This is a genomic window from Stutzerimonas balearica DSM 6083 (assembly GCF_000818015.1).
Classification (GTDB): Bacteria; Pseudomonadota; Gammaproteobacteria; order Pseudomonadales; family Pseudomonadaceae; genus Stutzerimonas; species Stutzerimonas balearica.
Map to the genome: position 1 here is coordinate 1,341,306 of NZ_CP007511.1, position 16,361 is coordinate 1,357,666.

The window sequence follows — 16,361 nt, forward strand, 5'->3', positions numbered from 1 at the left end:
CGATCAGCCCCGTGTCATTTGCGAACACCACGAGAGATGCCCCCATGGCTCATCCTGACATCCACGCCCACCGCATCCTGATCCTCGACTTCGGTTCCCAGTACACCCAGCTGATCGCCCGTCGCGTGCGCGAGATCGGCGTGTATTGCGAACTTCATCCCTGGGACATGAGCGACGAGGACATCCGTGCCTTCGCCCCGCGCGGCATCATCCTCGCCGGTGGGCCCGAGTCCGTGCATGAGCAGGGCAGCCCGCGCGCACCGCAGGCGGTGTTCGACCTCGGCGTGCCGCTGTTCGGCATCTGCTACGGCATGCAGACGATGTCCGAGCAGCTCGGCGGCAAGGTACAGGGCTCGGATGTTCGCGAGTTCGGCTATGCGCGCGTCGATCTGGTCGGCAAGTCGCGGCTGTTCGATGGCATCGAGGATCACATGGACGACGACGGCGTGTTCGGCCTCGACGTCTGGATGAGCCACGGCGACAAGGTCACCGACATCCCGCAGGGTTTCCACATCCTGGCCAGCACGCCGAGCTGCCCGATCGCCGCGATGGGCGACGACACCCGCGGCTACTACGGCGTGCAGTTCCACCCCGAAGTGACCCACACCAAGCAGGGCGGGCGCATCCTGTCGCGCTTCATTCTCGAGATCTGCGGTTGTGAAGCGCTGTGGACGCCGTCCAACATCGTCGAGGACGCTATTGCTCAGGTGCGTGCCCAGGTGGGCGACGCCAACGTACTGCTCGGCCTGTCCGGCGGCGTGGATTCCTCGGTGGTCGCGGCGCTGCTGCACCGCGCCATCGGCGACCAGCTGACCTGCGTATTCGTCGACAACGGTCTGCTGCGCCTGCACGAAGGCGACCAGGTGATGGCCATGTTCGCCGAGAACATGGGCGTCAAGGTCATCCGGGCTGACGCCGAGGCGCAGTTCCTGGCCAACCTCGAAGGCGAGGCGGACCCGGAGAAGAAGCGCAAGATCATCGGTCGCACCTTCATCGACGTGTTCGATGCCGAGGCCAGCAAGCTGCCGAACATTCAGTTCCTCGCCCAGGGCACCATCTACCCGGACGTGATCGAGTCGGCCGGTGCCAAGAGCGGCAAGGCTCACGTGATCAAGTCGCACCACAATGTCGGCGGCCTGCCCGAGGAAATGAACCTCAAGCTGGTCGAGCCGCTGCGCGAATTGTTCAAGGACGAGGTACGCAAGATCGGCCTCGAACTCGGCCTGCCCTACGACATGGTCTACCGCCATCCCTTCCCGGGCCCGGGCCTGGGTGTGCGCATCCTCGGCGAGGTGAAGAAGGAATACGCCGACCTGCTGCGTCGCGCCGACGACATCTTCATCAGCGAGCTGCGCAAGGCTGACTGGTACCACAAGGTCAGCCAGGCCTTCGTGGTGTTCCAGCCGGTCAAGTCGGTAGGGGTGGTCGGTGATGGTCGCCGTTACGCCTGGGTCGTGGCCCTGCGCGCAGTGGAAACCATCGACTTCATGACGGCACGCTGGGCGCACCTGCCCTACGAGCTGCTGGAAAAGGTCTCCAACCGCATCATCAACGAAATCGAAGGCATCTCGCGCGTCACCTACGACGTCTCGAGCAAGCCGCCGGCGACCATCGAGTGGGAGTGATCTGACGCATCAGGGCAGCCAAGGCTGCCCTGATGCTATCGGGGTCGTAGTACCAAGGGGGAGGTTCAATGGCTTTCACACGCAGGCAGGTCCTCGGCGGCCTGGCCGGTCTCGGCGTGCTTGGTCTCGGCGTTGGCGGTGCACGCTATTGGCTGGGCCGCCCTGCGGCTGGTGCCACGCATGACTACGAGCTGATCGCCGCGCCGGTCGACGTCGAGCTGGTGCCCGGGCGCGTCACGCCGGCGTGGGGCTATGGTGGGCAGGCGCCTGGTCTCGAGCTGCGTGGACGCCAGGGTGACTGGCTGCGGGTGCGCTTCACCAATCTCTTGCCGGAGCCGACCACCATTCACTGGCACGGTATCCGCCTGCCGCTGGAGATGGACGGCGTACCCTACGTCTCGCAGCTGCCGGTGCTGCCGGGAGAGTCGTTCGAGTATCGTTTTCAGCTTCACGACGCCGGTAGCTTCTGGTACCACCCGCACACGTCCAGCGGCGAGCAGCTGGGCCGCGGCCTGGTCGGCCCGCTGATCGTCGAGGAGCGCGAACCCAGCGGCTTCGCCCATGAGCGGACCCTGAGCCTGAAGAGCTGGCACGTCGACCAGCAGGGGGCCTTCACCGATTTCAGCGTGCCGCGCGAGGCGGCGCGGGGCGGCACCCCGGGCGTGCTCTCGACGGTCAATGGCGAGCACCTGCCGACGCTGGATCTGCCAGCCGGACAGATCGTGCGGCTACGCATCCTCAACCTCGACAATACGCTGACCTATCGGCTCAACCTCTCCGCTGGCGAGGCGCGGATCTACGCGCTCGACGGCAACCCGGTGGCTCCTCGTCCACTCGGCAAGGAATACTGGCTGGGGCCGGGCATGCGTCTCGAGCTGGGGCTGAAGGTGCCCGAGGCGGGCACCGAGCTGTCGCTGCGCAACGGGCCTTTGCGCCTTGCCGCATTGCGTGCCGTGGCCAGCGAGCAGTCGCCCGGAGGCTGGCCGGCTGCACTGCCGGCAAACCCGATCGCCGAACCGGACCTGGATCGCGCCGAGACGCTGCGTTTCAACTTCGAATGGGCCGGTGCGCTTTCCACCGACCTGCAGCAGGGTGGGGCGTTCAAGTTCTGGCAGATCAACGGCCAGGCCTGGGACATCAACGACAAGAGCTGTGCCGAGCGACCGATCGCGACGCTGCGCCACGGCGGGCACTATATCTTCGAGCTGCGCAATCTCAGCCAGTACCAGCATCCGATCCATCTGCATGGCATGACCTTCAAGGTGATTTCCTCCAACCGCCGACGTATCGAGCCCTGGTACACCGACACCTATCTGCTGGGCAAGAACGAGACCGCGCGGATCGCATTGGTGGCGGATAACCCCGGCGTGTGGATGTTCCATTGCCATGTGGTCGATCACATGGAAACCGGCCTGATGGCCGCCATCGAAGTGGCCTAGCACGGCGGGACCGGCGGATGAAACGAGTGCAGATCATCGACCGCAGCGGCGACGAGGGCTTCATGCGCGAGGCCCTTGCGCTGGCCGAGCAGGGCGCCGCGCTGGGCGAGGTGCCGGTGGGCGCCGTGCTGGTGCTGGACGGCCAGGTCGTCGGGCGCGGTTTCAACTGCCCGATCTCGCGACACGATCCGAGCGCGCATGCCGAGATGGTCGCCATCCGCGATGCTGCGCTGCGTCTGCAAAACTATCGCCTGCCCGGCAGCACGCTGTACGTCACCCTGGAGCCGTGCAGCATGTGCGCCGGGCTGATCGTGCATTCGCGCATCCAGCGTGTGGTCTACGGCACGACCGAGCCAAAGGCCGGCGTGGCAGTCAGTCGCGGGCAGTTCTTCGACCAGGCGTTTCTCAATCATCGGGTACTGGTCGAAGGCGGGCTGCTGGCCGAACAGTGCAGCGAAATGCTCAGCCAGTTCTTTCGCCAGCGCAGGCAGAACGGCCGGGACGCCTGAGCGTCAGCGGCTGCTGTAACGGCGAACGCCGGCCTCGGGCAAGGTCTGGTGGGCAGCAACACTGCCCTGGGCCGGGAACACCACCAGGTGGTCGGCCGCAATGGCGATGCCGACTTCCTGGCCTGGCAGATAGTCGGTATGGCTGGCGAAGATGCCTTCGAGCTGGTTGCCGGTTGGCAGTTGCAGGCGATACAGGGTCGATGCGCCGAGGAACGTCTTGCCGACGATCAGCGCACGCAGCGGGCTGTCCGGCCGGTAGACGATATCGTCCGGACGCAGCAGTACATCTACCGAACTCCCGGCCGGCCAGTTGTAGGCGCGGTTGCCGCGGATCACGCCAAGCTCGGTCTGCACTGTTTCCGGGTCGAGCAGCTGGCCGCGGATGAAGTAGCCCTGGCCGATGAAGCTCGCGACGAAGGGGGTCAGCGGTTCGTGATAGAGGTTGAACGGCGTGTCCCATTGCTCGAGGCGGCCGTCCTTGAACACGCCGACCTGATCGCTGACGGCGAAGGCTTCCTCCTGATCATGGGTCACCAGAATCGCGCTGGTGCCGCGCGCCTTGAGAATCTCCCGGACCTCCAGGCTCAGCCGGCGGCGCAGTTCGACGTCCAGATTGGAGAACGGCTCGTCGAGCAGCAGCAGCTCGGGTTCGGGGGCTAGTGCGCGCGCCAGTGCGACTCGCTGTTGCTGGCCGCCGGAGAGTTCGTGTGGGTAGCGTCGCGCCAGTGGGGCGAGATGCACCAGTTCCAGCAGTTCGCTGACGATACGTTGGCAGTCCGCATGCTTGCGAATGCCAAAGGCGACGTTGTCGAAGACGGTCAGATGCGGGAACAGCGCATAGTCCTGAAAGACCATGCCGATGCGGCGCTTCTCCGGGGCGAGGGTGTGGCCAGGGCGCGAGATGACTTGCCCGGCCAGCTCGATCTCGCCCTGCTGGACAGCCTCAAAGCCGGCGATGGCTCGCAAGGTGGTGGTCTTGCCGCAGCCGGATGGGCCGAGCAGGCAGCCGATGTCGCCGCGGTTCAGGTGCAGGTTGAGGTCGCTGACGACGCGCTGCTGCCCGCCGTAGCCACAGGCCAGGTCGCGCAGCAACAGCAGGGGGGCGTGGCTCATGCGTGGTAGGCGGGTTCGACGAGGAATTCCAATAGTGCCTTTTGCACGTGCAGGCGATTCTCGGCCTGGTCCCAGGCGAGCGAGCGGCAATCGTCGAGCAGGTCTTCGCTGATCTCCTCGCCACGGTGGGCTGGTAGGCAGTGCAGGAAGATCACGTCCGGTGCGGCGGCATCCAGCAAGGCGCGGTCGACCTGGTAGGGGCGGAAGGTCGCCAGGCGCGCTTCTGCCTCGTCTTCCTGGCCCATCGAGGCCCACACATCGGTGCTGACCAGGTGAGCGCCGGCAACCGCCTCGCGCGGGTCGCGCGTGACGCTGACCCGGTCGCCGGCCAGCGCAAGCAGCTCGGCCTTGGGCTCATAGCCTTCGGGGCAGGCCACGCGAAGCTGGAAGTCGAACTGGATCGCCGCTTCTATATAGGTGTTGCACATGTTGTTGCCATCGCCGACCCAGGCGACGGTCTTGCCGGCGATGCTGCCACGCTGTTCCTGGAAGGTCTGCATGTCGGCCAGCAGCTGGCAGGGATGCAGATCGTCCGACAGGCCGTTGATCACCGGGACCCGCGAATTGGCGGCGAACTCGGTCAGCGTAGAGTGGGAGAACGTACGGATCATCACGGCATCGAGCATGCGCGACATGACGATCGCCGAATCGCCGATCGGCTCGCCGCGACCGAGCTGGGTGTCGCGCGGCGAGAGAAAGATCGCCTGGCCGCCGAGCTGGATCATGCCGGCCTCGAATGACAGCCGCGTGCGGGTCGAGGCCTTCTCGAAGATCATGCCCAGCACCCGATTCTTCAGTGGCTCGAAGAGAATGCCGCGCTCACGCAGATCCTTCAGTTCGATGCCGCGACGGACCAGGCTATGCAGTTCCTGGGGCGTGCAGTCCATCAAAGAGAGAAAATGCCTTGCGCTCATATCAACTACCTTTCATTGCCGCAGTTTGCGGTCCGAAGGCTTTTCCGGGGAAAACAGAGGGACCGACCACTGGGGGTCGTGATGACCTGGCGAAACGGGAAAGGCGAGATCTTATCCACAAAAGCTGCAGGGGCGCAAACGCCGGTTTACGGCGCCTGCGCGCGTCTGACAGGCGCAACGCTGCGCCTCGTTCGATCGACAAAACCGACTTCGCCACTCGGCTTTGACCCGGCTTATGCTCTACAATGCGCGGCAACCGTGTTAGCCGAGGTACCTCATGGACATCATCGAAACCATCAAAGAACAGATCGCCAACAACTCCATCCTGCTCTACATGAAGGGCTCGCCGAATGCGCCGCAGTGCGGTTTCTCTGCGCGTGCCAGCCAGGCGGTGATGGGCTGCGGCGAGAAGTTTGCCTACGTGGATATCCTGCAGAACCCGGAAATCCGCGCGAACCTGCCCAAGTACGCCAACTGGCCGACCTTCCCGCAGCTGTGGGTGAACGGTGAGCTGGTCGGTGGTAGCGACATCATCCTCGAGATGTTCGAGAAGGGTGAGCTGCAGACGCTGATCAAGTCCGCCGCCGGCAAGGCCGACGCCTGAGCCTCGACCGGCCCGAGGCACCATCCATCTGGTGCCCCGGCCAATAAAAAACGCCATGCCCTTGCGGACATGGCGTTTTTTTATTGCGGTGGCTGGCGGTCTCAGTCGTCCATCTGCGATTGCAGATAATTCTCCAGCCCAACCTTGTCGATGAGCCCGAGCTGGGTTTCCAGCCAGTCGATGTGCTCTTCCTCGGATTCGAGAATGTCTTCGAGCAGCTCGCGGCTGCCGTAGTCGCCGACACTCTCACAGTAGGCGATGGCAACCTTGAGGTCGGCGATGCCGCTCTGCTCGAGCTTGAGGTCGCATTCGAGCATCTCGCGGGTGTTCTCGCCGATCAGCAGCTTGCCCAGATCCTGGAGATTGGGCAGCCCCTCGAGGAAGAGGATGCGTTTGATCAGCTTGTCGGCATGCTTCATCTCGTCGATGGATTCATCGTACTCGTGCTTGCCCAGGCGGCCGAGCCCCCAGTCCTCATACATGCGCGCATGCAGGAAATACTGGTTGATGGCGACCAGTTCGTTGCCAAGGATCTTGTTGAGGTGCTGAATGACCAGCTTGTCGCCTTTCATGGTCGCAATCCCGTCGAAGTCAATGAGAGGTTTGCCGCAGTCTGGCCACGAAGCACAGGCCTGTCAAACCTAACTCCTTGAAAGCAAAGGCTAATAAGGGAAACGAGAACGCTTGCGTTCTGCGATTGAGCGCTAATGCGTTGATTGCAGGCAGAAAAAAGCCGGGCAATCGCCCGGCTCTTCGGTGATCCGCTGGTCAGGCGGGGTAGAACATCGGTGCGGACAGCGCCGGCTGTGCGTTCTGGACGTCCGCCAGGGTTTCGCGCACCACCTGTTTGGCCAGGCAGGCGCACTTGCCGCATTGGGTGCCCACGCCAGTGCTCTCACGCACCTCGCGGTAGCTGCAACAGCCTTCATAGATGGCCTCGCGAATCTGGCCGTCGGTGATGCCCTGGCAAAGACAGACGTACATGCGAACTACCCGTGGGTCGATTGATGAAGCGGATGCTAAATAGAATGAGAATGATTGTCAAAGGTCTTCATCGTTCGGGCCGCTCCGTCGGTCGGTTTGCCGGAGGCAGCAGTGCTGTCGTTATAGTGGCCACCGCGTCGAAACGTTAGAATCGGCAGCCCTTCCCTGATTGCTTCTTTCCGGCCGATTCCCCGGTCTGGAGGCGTGCGGTGCCGTCATGCAGTTGAGCGTTCCCACCCTCATCGTCGTCGATCTCTACGTACTGTTGCTGGTTGCGCTGCTGATGTTGTTCGCCTGGCGCAGTGGGCGGCGCGAATCCACGCTGGGCTACCTGTGCCTCACGCTTTTCCTTGGTGTCGCATCGACGGCGCTCGGGGCGCTACGCAACCTCGGGATCGACTACGTGCCGATCGTCCTTGGCAATGTCCTGCTCGTGCTGGCGATGGCCTTCAACTGGACGGCCATGCGTGTGTTCGCTGGCCGCCGTCCGCAATGGCGGGGGATACTCGTCGGCCCCGCGGTGTGGGCCGCGATGTGTCTGTTGCCGGCGTTCTACGGCACGCTACGGTTGCGCATTGCGCTGCTTTCGGTGTTCACCATCATCTATATCGGTCTGGCGATGGTCGAGCTGTGGCGAAGCCGCCGGGCCATCCAGGTTTCGCTGCGCCCGGCGATGGCGCTCATGGCCGTGCATGTCGTGCTGTACGCATTGCGCATCCCCCTCGATAACGGCCAGCCGTTCGAGGGGACGCAGCATTTCAACTTCTTCGCCGTGGTGATCTTCGAGACCATGATGTACGCCGTCGGCATCGCGTTCGTCACGCTGGCCATGGTTCGTGAGCGTGCCGAACTCGAGTACCGGCAGGCGTCGCTGAGCGACCCGTTGACCGGCATCGGCAACCGGCGCGCCTTCATCGAGCATGGCGAGCGGCTACTGCATCGTTGCCGGGAAGCAGGCCAGATGGTGACCTTGCTGTTGTGCGACCTCGACCAGTTCAAGCGCCTCAACGACACGCTGGGCCATAAGGCCGGCGACGATGCGTTGATCGGCTTCTGCCACGTCGCCAAGTTGCGGCTGCGTCGGCATGACGTGTTCGGGCGCATTGGTGGCGAAGAGTTCGCCTGCCTGCTTGCCGATGCCGGGACCGATGTCGCTCATGGCGTCGCCGAGCGTATCCGCGGCGAGTTCGCGGCGCTGCCTTTCAGTCGCGCCGGCATGCTCAGCGTGAGCATCGGCATCAGCGATACCGGGCGGTTCGGCTACGACCTCGATCGGCTGCTGTCCGAAGCGGATCGCGCGCTCTACCAGGCCAAGGCCGGCGGGCGCAACTGCATCCGGGTTGCCGCGTAGCCTGGCGAGCCGGTGCCCCTGCGGTTTGCTAGACTGCGGCACCTTTTTTCGGCGGCGACCCCTTCATGGCTCTGCAAGCGACCCCCTATAAAGTCGAACTCAACCTGACCGATCTCGATCGCGGCGTCTACGAGACCCTGCGCTTCACGGTCGCGCGTCATCCGTCGGAAACCGAAGAGCGCCTCGGCGTTCGCTTGATCGCCTATGCGCTGTGGTACGACGAGCAGCTGGGCTTCGGTCGCGGCCTGTCGGATGTCGATGAGCCGGCGCTGTGGCAGAAGAGCCTGGATGAACGGATCCTGCACTGGATCGAGGTCGGACAGCCGGATGCCGAGCGCATCACCTGGTGCTCGCGGCGTGCCGAGCGGGTTAGCGTGCTGGCTTACGGCAATCTGCGGGTATGGCAGACCAAGGTGGTCGATGCGGTCAAAGGGCCGAAGAATGTCAGCATCGCTGCGCTGGCTTCCGAGGCGCTGGAAACGCTGACCCGCGATCTGCCGCGCTCCATCCAGTGGAGCGTGATGATCAGTGACGGCGCACTGTTCGTCACCGACGAGCGCGGCCAGCACGAAGTGCCCATGCAGTGGCTGCTCGGCGAGCGCGGCTGAACGATCTGTCGGCCGGCGCCAAACGACCCGGTCAGGGCTGACCGATTCGGGTATCCTCTGCGGCTTTTCTTGCCGGTGCGCTCGTGCCGGCTCGCTGCTCCGGAACCACACGATGCGCATCGAACCCCGCCCGCTTCCCGACACGCTGCCCGACCTGGGCGATCTCCCGCCATTGCTGACCCGGCTCTACGCGGCACGCGGCGTGACCTCGGCCAGCGAGCTGGACAAGGGCCTGGCGCGGCTCATTCCTTATGCGCAGCTCAAGGGCATCGAGCAGGCCGTCGAACTGCTGGTCGAGGCACTGGAGAAGCGTCAGCGAATCCTGTTCGTCGGTGATTTCGACGCCGACGGAGCCACCGCCAGCACGGTCGGCGTGCTCGGTCTGCGGCAGCTGGGCGCGGCGCACGTCGATTACCTCGTTCCGAATCGCTTCGAATACGGTTACGGGCTGACGCCCGAGATCGTTGCCGTGGCCCTCGAGCGCGGGCCCGACCTGCTGGTAACGGTCGACAACGGCATCTCCAGCGTCGACGGCGTGGCGGCGGCGAAAGCGGCCGGCTTGAAGGTGCTGGTCACCGACCACCATCTGCCGGGGCCCGTGCTGCCCGATGCCGATGCCATCGTCAACCCGAACCAGCCCGAATGCCGGTTCCCGAGCAAGTGCATCGCTGGCGTCGGCGTGATCTTCTATGTGCTGCTGGCATTGCGCGCCCGGCTGCGCGAGCGGGACTGGTTCGTTCGTCACGGCTGGGCCGAGCCGAATCTGGCCGAGCTGCTCGATCTGGTGGCCCTCGGCAGCGTCGCCGACGTGGTGCCGCTGGACGCCAACAACCGCATCCTCGTCCATCAGGGCTTGGCGCGCATTCGCGCCGGTCGGGCCCGGCCGGGGCTACGGGCGATCCTCGACGTCGCCGGACGTGACCATCGGCGCATCACCTCCACCGATCTTGGCTTCATTCTCGGGCCGCGCCTCAATGCCGCCGGGCGTCTGGACGACATGAGCCTGGGCATCGAGTGCCTGCTCTGCGAAGACGAGGCGCTGGCGCGCGACATGGCCGTACAGCTCGACGAGCTGAACAAGGATCGCAAGGCCATCGAGCAGGGCATGCAGCGCGAGGCGCTCGCCCAGCTCAAGGACCTGCCGCTCGAGGAGCTGCCGTTCGGCCTGTGCCTGTTCGAGCCGGACTGGCACCAGGGCGTGATCGGTATCCTCGCCTCGCGGCTGAAGGAGCGCTATCACCGCCCGACCATCGCCTTTGCCGATGCTGGCGACGGCCAGCTCAAGGGCTCGGCGCGTTCGGTGCCCGGATTTCATATCCGCGATGCGCTCGACGCGGTGGCGGCTCGTCATCCCGGTTTGATCAGCAAGTTCGGCGGGCACGCTATGGCCGCCGGGCTGTCCTTGCCGCAGGAAAACTTCGGCGCCTTCGCCGCGGCCTTCGACGCCGAGGTGCGGCGCCAGCTCTGCGAGGACGACCTGACCGGCCGGCTGCTCACCGACGGCCAGCTCGGTATCGAGGAGTTTCACCTGGAGCTGGCCCGCGCGTTGCGCAATGCCGGGCCCTGGGGACAGCATTTCCCGGAGCCGATGTTCCATGGCGTATTTCAGCTGGTGCAGCAGCGCATCGTCGGCGAGCGGCACCTCAAGCTCGTACTCAGGAGCGAATGCGGCTCGCTGACGCTGGACGGCATCGCCTTCAACATCGACCGCGACATCTGGCCGAACCCTTCGGTGCGCTGGGCGGAACTGGCCTACAAGCTGGACGTCAACGAGTATCGCGGGCAGGAAAGCGTGCAGCTGATGGTGGCGCATATCGCCCCACGTTGAGGCCATTGCCCGGCTGAATCCGCCGATATTTCGCCCACTCCGTTCGATTGTCCCACCCGCGGCGCGCGCCTAGAGTGCAGGCACAACAAGAACGACGGCGGATAGCGAAATGAGCGATACCAGCGTGCACTACCGTGCCTGTCACCTGTGCGAGGCCATCTGCGGCCTGGCCATCGAAACGCGCGATGGCGCGATCGTCTCGATCAAGGGCGACGCGCAGGACCCGTTCAGCCGCGGCCATGTCTGCCCCAAGGCGGTGGCGCTGCAGGATATCCAGAACGATCCCGACCGCCTGCGCCAGCCGGTGATGCGGGTGGAGAACCAGTGGGTGCCGCTGGAATGGGACGAGGCCTTCGCCCTGGTGGCCGAGCGGCTGGCGGGCATTCGCGAACGCCACGGCAACAACGCCGTCGCCATCTATCAGGGCAATCCGAGCGTGCACAACTACGGGTTGATGACCCATAGCAACTATTTCCTCGGCCTGCTCAAGACTCGCAACCGCTTCTCGGCGACCTCCGTCGACCAGCTGCCGCACCACCTGACCAGCTACCTGATGTATGGCCACGGCCTCTTGCTGCCGGTGCCGGATATCGACCACACCGATTTCATGCTGATCCTTGGCGGCAACCCGCTGGCCTCCAATGGCAGCATCATGACCGTGCCGGACGTGGAAAAGCGCCTGAAGGCGCTACGCGCACGCGGCGGCAAGTTGGTGGTGGTCGATCCGCGACGCAGCGAGACGGCGGCCATCGCCGACCAGCACCTGTTCATCCGGCCCGGGCAGGACGCGGGGTTGCTGCTGGGCATCCTGCATACCCTGTTCGAGGAAGGTCTTGCCCGCGGCAGCCACCTGCCGGTCGACGGGCTCGACGCGGTGCGCGCCGCCATCGCGCCGTTCCCGGCCGAGGCGATGGCCGCGCGCTGTGGTATCGCCGCCGAGGACATCCGCCAGCTCGCGCGGGACTTTGCCGCCGCCGAGCGGGCCGTGTGCTATGGCCGCATGGGCGTCTCGACCCAGGTCTACGGCACGCTCTGCCAGTGGCTGGTGCAACTGATCAATCTGCTGACCGGCAACCTCGACCGCGTGGGCGGGGCACTCTGTACCACACCTGCCGTTGACCTGGTGGAAACCGCCTCGCCCGGGCATTTCGGGGCTTGGCGCAGCCGCGTCTCGGGCCTGCCCGAGTACGGTGGCGAGCTGCCGGTGGCGGCGCTGGCCGAGGAGATGCTCGCGCCGGGCGAGGGCCAGGTCCGCGCGTTGATTACCGTGGCCGGCAACCCGGTGCTGTCGACGCCCAACGGGCGCCAGCTCGAAGAGGGGCTGGAAGGCCTCGAGTTCATGCTTAGCGTCGATTTCTACGTCAACGAAACCACCCGTTACGCCGACATCATCCTGCCGCCGACCGCCCCTCTGGAGCACGATCACTACGACAGCACCTTCAACCTGCTGGCCGTGCGCAACGTCACCCGCTTCAACCAGGCGGTGCTGCCGCGCCCCGATGGTGCATTGCACGACTGGGAAATCTTCGTCGGCCTGGCGCGCGCCTTCGCTGCGCGCACCGGGCTCGAGCTCAAGCCGACGCTGGCGCCGGAGCAGATGATCGACCTCGGGCTACGGGCCGGGCCGCATGGCGAAGGTTCCGAGCGCCGGCTGAACCTGGCCGCCCTGCGCGAGGCGCCACACGGTATCGATCTCGGTGCGCTCGAGCCGAATCTCGCGCGCCGGCTGAAAACCGAATCTCGTCGCGTCCAGGCGGCCCCGGCGCTGCTGCTGGCCGATCTGGAGCGATTCGCCGCCGACAGTGCCGGCAGCCAGTCGACTGGCTTGCTGCTGATCGGACGGCGCCACGTGCGCAGCAACAATTCCTGGATGCACAACTACCGGCGCCTGGTGAAGGGCAAGCCGCGGCATCAACTGCTGATGCACCCGGCCGACCTGGCCGGTCGCGGTCTGAGCGACGGCCAGCGGGTACGGGTTCGCTCGCGGGTCGGCTCCATCGATGTCGAGGTCGCGGCCAGCGACGAGCTGATGCCCGGCGTGGTCAGCCTGCCGCATGGCTGGGGGCATGACCGCGGAGGCGTGCGCCTGCAGATCGCCGGTGAGCTGCCAGGTGCCAGTGCAAACGACCTCACCGATGAGCGGCTGTACGATGCGCTGTCCGGCAACGCGGCGCTCAATGGCGTGCCGGTGGAGGTCGCGGCGGTCTAGCACCCGCTGAAAGTCGGGCTGGGTTTTCTCGGCGAAACGGTCTGTACTCAGGGGTGTCCATACGAACGCCCCCTGTAGTCGAGGTTTCCATGACCCAGCTCTTCCAGCCGTTGACGCTTCGCCAACTCACGCTTGCCAATCGAATTGCCGTCTCGCCGATGTGCCAGTACTCGGCCGAGGGCGGCATGGCCAACGACTGGCACCTGGTGCACCTGGGCAGCCGTGCCGTCGGCGGCGCAGGGCTGGTCCTCATCGAGGCCACCGCGGTACGGCCGGAAGGGCGCATCTCGCCGCAGGACCTGGGCATCTGGAGCGACGAGCACATCGAGCCGCTGCGGCGGATCACTCGCTTCGTCGAGGCGCAGGGTTCGTTCGCCGGTATCCAGCTCGCGCATGCCGGGCGCAAGGCGAGCAGCTGGCAGCCCTGGCTCGGCAAGCGCGGCAGCGTGCCGATCGCCGAGGGCGGCTGGGTGCCGGTCGGGCCGTCGAGCATTGCCTTCGATCCGCAGCATGCCGTGCCCGAGGCGCTCGATGCGCAGGGCATCGCAGCGGTGGTGCAGGCATTCGTGCAGGCGGCCGAGCGCGCGCTGGCGGCGGGCTTCAAGGTTGCCGAAATCCACGCGGCGCATGGCTATCTGCTGCATCAGTTCCTGTCGCCACTGTCGAACCAGCGGCAGGACGAGTATGGCGGATCGTTCGACAACCGTATCCGTCTGCTCCTCGAGGTGACCGAAGCGGTGCGGGCCACCTGGCCGGACGAGCTGCCTTTGTTCGTCCGGCTGTCGGCCACCGACTGGGTCGCCGACGGCTGGAACCCGGACGAAACCGTCGAGCTGGCGCGGCGGTTGAAGGCGCTGGGGGTCGATCTGATCGACGTGTCGTCCGGCGGCACCGCCGCCAACGCCGAGATTCCGGTCGGCCCGGGCTACCAGACGCAGTTCGCCGAGCGGGTGCGCCGCGAGGCGGATATCGCCACTGGCACCGTGGGGCTGATCACCGAGGCGGTGCAGGCCGAGCATATCCTGCGTACCGGCCAGGCCGACCTCATCCTGCTGGCGCGCGAGCTGCTGCGCGATCCCTACTGGCCGTTGCATGCCGCCGAGCACCTGCGGGACAACTCGGTACCCTGGCCGGCCCAGTATGTTCGCGCGGCACACCGCGACACGCCGATTCGCCAGGTGCCCGACGCACAGGGTTGATCCGTTTATTTCAGGAGTCGCTGCATGAACACCACAGGTTTGCTCGATCAGCTGCTCAAATCCGGCAAGGCGCTGCTCGATCAGAAGTCGGGGCAGGGGGCGCCGGCCCCCGCGGGAAAAGCCGGCAATGGCGGGCTCGAACGACTGCTCGGCGGCCTGGGCGGCGGCTCGCTGGGCGGTCTGCTCTCGGGCGCCGGGGGCGGGGCACTGGCTGCCGGGGCGATGGGCGCGCTGCTTGGCAACAAGAAGGCGCGCAGGTTGGGCGGCAAGGTGGCCACTTACGGAGGGCTGGCGGCCCTTGGCGTGCTCGCCTACCAGGCCTACAGCCGCTGGCAGGCGCAGCAGGCCGGCGTACCCCAGGGCGAGCCGCAAACCATCGACCGGCTGCCCGCGAGCGAACAGGTGGAGGCGCATAGCCAGGCGATTCTCAAGGCGCTGGTGGCTGCGGCCAAGGCGGACGGACATGTCGACGACCGCGAGCGCGGTTTGATCGAGGCCGAAATGGCCAGGCTGTCCGGCGATCACGAGCTGCAACAATGGCTGGACATCGAGCTGCGCAAGCCGCTGGACCCTGCGGACGTGGCCGCCGCGGCCGGGACGCCGGAGATGGCCGCCGAGATGTATCTGGCCAGCCTGCTGGCGGTGGACGAGGAAGCATTCATGGAGCGCGCCTACCTCGACGAGCTGGCGCGACAGCTCGGCCTCGACGCAGGGCTGAAAGCGGAGCTGGAAAGCCAGGTGCGTGCCGCCTCGGCGTGATCGCAGGTCGGCCTGCCGCTGGGCCGCCGAGGCTCTCGGCGGGCTGTCGGCGTCGGGCGGCTGGCGTTATACTCGCGGGCTTTTCGAATCCGTCCGCTGGAGAGCCGAACGCCATGGAAATCAACCCGATCCTCAACAGCATCAAGGACCTGTCCGAACGCACTCAGTCCATTCGGGGGTATCTTTGACTACGATCACAAAGCTGATCGTCTGACCGAGGTCAACCGCGAGCTGGAAGACCCGAACGTCTGGAACAACCCCGAATACGCACAAAACCTCGGCCGCGAGCGCGCCATGCTGGCGCAGATCGTCGAGACCATCGACGATCTCACCGGCAGCCTCGCCGATTCCCGCGACCTGCTCGACATGGCGGTCGAGGAGAACGACGAAAGCGCCGTGGCCGATATCGAGAGCGAAATCCAGCGCCTGCGCGAGATTCTCGAGAAGCTCGAATTCCGCCGCATGTTCAGCGGCGAGATGGATCCCAGCAACTGCTACCTCGACATCCAGGCCGGTTCCGGCGGTACCGAGGCGCAGGACTGGGCGAACATGCTGCTGCGCATGTACCTGCGCTGGGCCGACAAGCATGGTTTCGACGCCGAGATCGTCGAACTGTCCGAAGGCGAGGTTGCCGGCATCAAGGGCGCGACCCTGCATATCAAGGGCGAGTACGCCTTTGGCTGGCTGCGTACCGAGATCGGCGTGCACCGCCTGGTGCGCAAGAGCCCGTTCGACTCCGGCAATCGCCGTCACACCTCGTTTACCGCGGTGTTCGTCTCGCCGGAGATCGACGACAACATCGAGATCGAGATCAACCCTGCGGACCTGCGCATCGATACCTATCGTTCCTCCGGTGCCGGTGGCCAGCACGTCAACACCACCGATTCGGCCGTGCGTATCACCCACGTGCCGACCAACACCGTGGTGGCCTGCCAGAACGAGCGCTCGCAGCACGCCAACAAGGACACCGCGATGAAGATGCTGCGGGCCAAGTTGTACGAGCTGGAAATGCAGAAGCGCAATGCGGCGTCGCAGGCGCTGGAAGACTCCAAGTCGGATATCGGCTGGGGCCACCAGATCCGCTCCTACGTGCTCGACCAGTCGCGCATCAAGGACCTGCGGACCGGCGTTGAGCGCAGCGACTGCGACCGCGTGCTCGACGGCGACCTGGACGAGTACCTCGAGGCCAGCCTGAAGCAGGGTCTGTAAGCCGGGGTGG

Annotated in this window: 15 protein-coding genes; 11 read left to right on the top strand and 4 right to left on the bottom strand. The window is 65.6% G+C overall.

All coding sequences use genetic code 11. The features are described from left to right. The first annotated feature begins 44 nt into the window (after positions 1 to 44). From guaA to tadA, 3 genes are all read left to right on the top strand, one after another. On the top strand, positions 45 to 1,625 hold the full coding sequence (guaA, locus tag CL52_RS06075; RefSeq protein WP_041107126.1) for a glutamine-hydrolyzing GMP synthase: 1,581 nt from the start codon (positions 45 to 47) through the stop codon (positions 1,623 to 1,625). 68 nt (positions 1,626 to 1,693) lie between these two features. Next, positions 1,694 to 3,064: a multicopper oxidase family protein gene (locus tag CL52_RS06080; protein WP_043219116.1), complete on the top strand. Its 1,371-nt coding sequence runs from the start codon at positions 1,694 to 1,696 to the stop codon at positions 3,062 to 3,064. Positions 3,065 to 3,081: 17 nt separating this feature from the next. Beyond that, positions 3,082 to 3,573 carry a tRNA adenosine(34) deaminase TadA gene (tadA, locus tag CL52_RS06085; protein ID WP_043219117.1) on the top strand — a complete coding sequence of 164 codons (492 nt, stop codon included), beginning with the start codon at positions 3,082 to 3,084 and terminating at the stop codon, positions 3,571 to 3,573. Between the two features lie 3 nt (positions 3,574 to 3,576). Here tadA and CL52_RS06090 read toward each other — a convergent pair whose 3' ends face one another. Both CL52_RS06090 and argF read right to left on the bottom strand, forming a co-directional pair. Continuing rightward, a complete protein-coding gene (locus CL52_RS06090) occupies positions 3,577 to 4,686 on the bottom strand; it encodes an ABC transporter ATP-binding protein (RefSeq protein WP_043219119.1) in 1,110 nt (369 codons plus the stop codon). Then, complete coding sequence (gene argF / locus CL52_RS06095) at positions 4,683 to 5,600, bottom strand: ornithine carbamoyltransferase (protein ID WP_041107119.1); 918 nt, start codon at positions 5,598 to 5,600, stop codon at positions 4,683 to 4,685. The genes CL52_RS06090 and argF overlap by 4 nt, the downstream gene beginning before the upstream one ends. A gap of 277 nt (positions 5,601 to 5,877) precedes the next feature. On the opposite strand from argF, the gene grxD reads away from it, so the two are divergent. After that, a complete protein-coding gene (gene grxD / locus CL52_RS06100) occupies positions 5,878 to 6,204 on the top strand; it encodes a Grx4 family monothiol glutaredoxin (RefSeq protein ID WP_041107117.1) in 327 nt (108 codons plus the stop codon). A gap of 101 nt (positions 6,205 to 6,305) precedes the next feature. On the opposite strand, the gene bfr is transcribed toward grxD, so the two are convergent. Both bfr and CL52_RS06110 read right to left on the bottom strand, forming a co-directional pair. Continuing rightward, on the bottom strand, positions 6,306 to 6,776 hold the full coding sequence (gene bfr / locus CL52_RS06105; RefSeq protein ID WP_041107115.1) for a bacterioferritin: 471 nt from the start codon (positions 6,774 to 6,776) through the stop codon (positions 6,306 to 6,308). A 196-nt stretch (positions 6,777 to 6,972) separates the two neighbouring features. Beyond that, positions 6,973 to 7,188 (bottom strand): bacterioferritin-associated ferredoxin, encoded by a 216-nt coding sequence (locus CL52_RS06110; RefSeq protein ID WP_041107113.1) that lies wholly within the window; start codon positions 7,186 to 7,188, stop codon positions 6,973 to 6,975. Between the two features lie 217 nt (positions 7,189 to 7,405). Here CL52_RS06110 and CL52_RS06115 point away from each other — a divergent pair, with 217 nt between their 5' ends. From CL52_RS06115 to prfB, 7 genes are all read left to right on the top strand, one after another. Next, positions 7,406 to 8,539: a GGDEF domain-containing protein gene (locus CL52_RS06115; protein WP_043219121.1), complete on the top strand. Its 1,134-nt coding sequence runs from the start codon at positions 7,406 to 7,408 to the stop codon at positions 8,537 to 8,539. A gap of 65 nt (positions 8,540 to 8,604) precedes the next feature. Beyond that, on the top strand, positions 8,605 to 9,147 hold the full coding sequence (locus CL52_RS06120; RefSeq protein ID WP_043219123.1) for a YaeQ family protein: 543 nt from the start codon (positions 8,605 to 8,607) through the stop codon (positions 9,145 to 9,147). Between the two features lie 112 nt (positions 9,148 to 9,259). Continuing rightward, a complete protein-coding gene (recJ, locus tag CL52_RS06125; protein ID WP_043219124.1) occupies positions 9,260 to 10,975 on the top strand; it encodes a single-stranded-DNA-specific exonuclease RecJ in 1,716 nt (571 codons plus the stop codon). A gap of 109 nt (positions 10,976 to 11,084) precedes the next feature. After that, positions 11,085 to 13,184: a molybdopterin oxidoreductase family protein gene (locus CL52_RS06130; RefSeq protein ID WP_043219125.1), complete on the top strand. Its 2,100-nt coding sequence runs from the start codon at positions 11,085 to 11,087 to the stop codon at positions 13,182 to 13,184. A gap of 89 nt (positions 13,185 to 13,273) precedes the next feature. After that, on the top strand, positions 13,274 to 14,383 hold the full coding sequence (locus CL52_RS06135) for an NADH:flavin oxidoreductase/NADH oxidase (protein WP_043219127.1): 1,110 nt from the start codon (positions 13,274 to 13,276) through the stop codon (positions 14,381 to 14,383). 24 nt (positions 14,384 to 14,407) lie between these two features. After that, positions 14,408 to 15,142 (top strand): tellurite resistance TerB family protein, encoded by a 735-nt coding sequence (locus CL52_RS06140; RefSeq protein ID WP_043219128.1) that lies wholly within the window; start codon positions 14,408 to 14,410, stop codon positions 15,140 to 15,142. 113 nt (positions 15,143 to 15,255) lie between these two features. Beyond that, positions 15,256 to 16,351, top strand: a protein-coding gene (prfB, locus tag CL52_RS21040) for a peptide chain release factor 2 (RefSeq protein WP_102847940.1) whose coding sequence is annotated in 2 segments (ribosomal slippage) — positions 15,256 to 15,327 and positions 15,329 to 16,351 — 1,095 coding nt in all. Because the reading frame shifts where the segments join, the coding sequence is not laid out codon by codon here. Positions 16,352 to 16,361 lie beyond the last annotated feature (10 nt).

Coding starts and splice junctions, on each gene's coding strand:
- bfr (WP_041107115.1), bottom strand. CDS start 6,776: ATGAAAGGCGACAAGCTGGTCATTCAGCACCTCAACAAGATCCTTGGC.
- tadA (WP_043219117.1), top strand. CDS start 3,082: ATGAAACGAGTGCAGATCATCGACCGCAGCGGCGACGAGGGCTTCATG.
- guaA (WP_041107126.1), top strand. CDS start 45: ATGGCTCATCCTGACATCCACGCCCACCGCATCCTGATCCTCGACTTC.
- CL52_RS06110 (WP_041107113.1), bottom strand. CDS start 7,188: ATGTACGTCTGTCTTTGCCAGGGCATCACCGACGGCCAGATTCGCGAG.
- CL52_RS06080 (WP_043219116.1), top strand. CDS start 1,694: ATGGCTTTCACACGCAGGCAGGTCCTCGGCGGCCTGGCCGGTCTCGGC.
- CL52_RS06115 (WP_043219121.1), top strand. CDS start 7,406: ATGCAGTTGAGCGTTCCCACCCTCATCGTCGTCGATCTCTACGTACTG.
- argF (WP_041107119.1), bottom strand. CDS start 5,600: ATGAGCGCAAGGCATTTTCTCTCTTTGATGGACTGCACGCCCCAGGAA.
- grxD (WP_041107117.1), top strand. CDS start 5,878: ATGGACATCATCGAAACCATCAAAGAACAGATCGCCAACAACTCCATC.
- CL52_RS06120 (WP_043219123.1), top strand. CDS start 8,605: ATGGCTCTGCAAGCGACCCCCTATAAAGTCGAACTCAACCTGACCGAT.
- CL52_RS06135 (WP_043219127.1), top strand. CDS start 13,274: ATGACCCAGCTCTTCCAGCCGTTGACGCTTCGCCAACTCACGCTTGCC.
- CL52_RS06090 (WP_043219119.1), bottom strand. CDS start 4,686: ATGAGCCACGCCCCCCTGCTGTTGCTGCGCGACCTGGCCTGTGGCTAC.
- CL52_RS06140 (WP_043219128.1), top strand. CDS start 14,408: ATGAACACCACAGGTTTGCTCGATCAGCTGCTCAAATCCGGCAAGGCG.
- recJ (WP_043219124.1), top strand. CDS start 9,260: ATGCGCATCGAACCCCGCCCGCTTCCCGACACGCTGCCCGACCTGGGC.
- CL52_RS06130 (WP_043219125.1), top strand. CDS start 11,085: ATGAGCGATACCAGCGTGCACTACCGTGCCTGTCACCTGTGCGAGGCC.